The sequence below is a fragment of the Cellulomonas sp. P5_C6 genome, assembly GCF_054049635.1.
In genome coordinates this window covers 1-1,969 of sequence record NZ_JBFULZ010000334.1, presented here as the reverse complement: position 1 = coordinate 1,969, position 1,969 = coordinate 1, and the positions used below count along the sequence as shown (strand labels likewise).

Here is a 1,969-nt window from a genome sequence, read left to right as displayed (position 1 = left end):
CCACGAGACGGCACGGGCCGAGACCGAGCACCTGGTGCGCGACGCCGAGGCGCACGCGGCCGAGGCCGAGCAGCGGGTCGCCAAGGCGCTGGCGCAGGCCGACAAGGTCCGCACCGACGCCGAGCAGCACGCCAAGGAGCTCATCTCCAACGCGCGCAAGAACGCCGACCGCGTCGTGGCCGAGGCCCGCGAGCACGCCGAGAAGCAGATCTCCGACGCCATGATCGAGTCGGAGCGCGAGCGCACGTCCGCCACGCGGCAGGTCGAGGACCTCAACCGCCAGCGCGAGTCGATCACCTCCTACCTCGACGAGCTGCGCAACCTGCTCGGCCACAACCCCGACCGGGCGACGCTCGAGCGGGCGACCCGGGCCGAGGCCGCGTTCGAGAAGGAGCAGAAGTCCGCTCCGGCTGCCGCGAAGGCGCCCGCCAAGGGTGCCGACGACGCCTCCGCTCCCGCCGGCAAGCCCGCGCGCCCGGCGTCGCGTCCGACGAAGTCGCGCCCGGCGCCGGTGTCCGCAGCCGTGCCGGTCGTGGAGGAGGCGCCCGCTGCCGAGGGGTCCGACAAGCCCGAGGTCGCCGAGCCCGCCACGGACGACAAGGCCGAGTCCGTCGAGGCGCCGGCCGACGTCAAGGGCGAGGCCCCCGTTGCCGATGCCCAGGACGAGCAGCCCGCCGAGAAGGACGACGCAGCCGCGCCGACCCGCTGACGGGCAGACGTCGGAAGGGCACCCGTGACCGATCAGACCTCGTCCGACGCGACCGCCCGCTGGCGCGAGGAGCGGCGCGCCGCGGCTGCCGCGCACGGTGAGCTGCTGGCCGACCGGCRGCGGGCCGAGTCCGCGCGGGCACAGGAGCTGATCGACGCGTTCCTGGTCCGGGTGACCCGGTTCGGCCCGCAGCCCGTCGAGCTGTCGGCGCGCAGCTACGACGGGCGGGCCCGCTACCGGACGCCGCTGACGGGCTGGTACCTGCGGCGGGACGAGACGGTGGCGATCGACACGGCCGGCAAGTTCTACGTGCTCACGACGCCGTCGAGCCTGGCAGCGCGCTTCCGCGKCGTGACCCCCGAGCCGTCCGCTCCCCCGCTGGTGATCGGCGCGGGCGGCAAGGACGGCGAGTCGCTGGATATGTCAGAGGCGCTCGCGCGGGTGCTGGGTCGCTGACCCCTACGCGTCGCTGACTCCTACGCGGAGTCGACGACCTGGGCCAGCTCGGCCAGCGCGGCCGCGACCGCGGCGGGCTGCTCCACGGCCGAGAGGTGGCCGGCGTGCGGCACGACGACGAGTCGGGCGTCCGCGGCGGTCGCGACCAGGTGCTCGGCAGCCTCGACCGGCGTGACCGTGTCCTCGTCTCCGACGACGACCACGACCGGCCCGCGGTACGCGCCGAGCACGTCGGAGCGGTCGGGGCGTGCCGCCATCGCCCGCTGCGACCAGGCGATGCCCGCGGGCGGCTGCTGGTCGATCCAGGCGGCGACCTCGTCGGCGAGCCCGGGCCGTGCCGCCCGGGTGGTCTCGCCCAGGAGCGACGACGACATCGGTCGGACCGCGTCGACCGTGCCGGCGGTCTCGACCTCGGCCGCGATGCGCAGCCGGTTGGCGTGCGCCTCGGGGGCGTCGGCGGTGGACTTCGTGTCGACCAGCGCGAGACCGGCGATCAGGTCGGGGTGCCGCTCGAGCAGCGCGAGGGCCACGTAGCCGCCCATCGACAGGCCGGCGACCACGGCGCGCTCGACGCCGGCCGACCGCAGGTCCGCGGCGACCAGGTCGGCCGAGGCCTCGAGCGCCGGCTCAGGCAGGTCCGTGGCCGAGCCCGGGGTGCCCGGCAGGTCGACGGCGTGCACCGCGCGACCGGCCGGGATCGCGGCCGCGACGGTGTCCCACATCCGGTGGTCCAGCGGGAAGCCGTGCAGGAGCACGACGGGGACACCGTCGCCCCCGTCGCGATAGGTGTGCAGGCTCATGCGC

General features: G+C 75.7%; 2 protein-coding genes and 1 pseudogene. 2 read left to right on the top strand and 1 reads right to left on the bottom strand.

The features are described 5' to 3' along the window. Nucleotides 1-709 (top strand): annotated as a pseudogene (locus ACXJKG_RS20855) (hypothetical protein); the annotation flags it as partial. 24 nt (nt 710-733) lie between these two features. Then, the gene (locus tag ACXJKG_RS20850; RefSeq protein ID WP_456847629.1) at nt 734-1,165 is read left to right on the top strand and encodes a hypothetical protein; all 432 of its coding nucleotides are present in this window, start codon (nt 734-736) and stop codon (nt 1,163-1,165) included. 20 nt (nt 1,166-1,185) lie between these two features. Here ACXJKG_RS20850 and ACXJKG_RS20845 read toward each other — a convergent pair. Next, a partial coding sequence (locus ACXJKG_RS20845; RefSeq protein WP_456847628.1) for an alpha/beta fold hydrolase occupies nt 1,186-1,969 on the bottom strand: 784 nt, incomplete at its 5' end.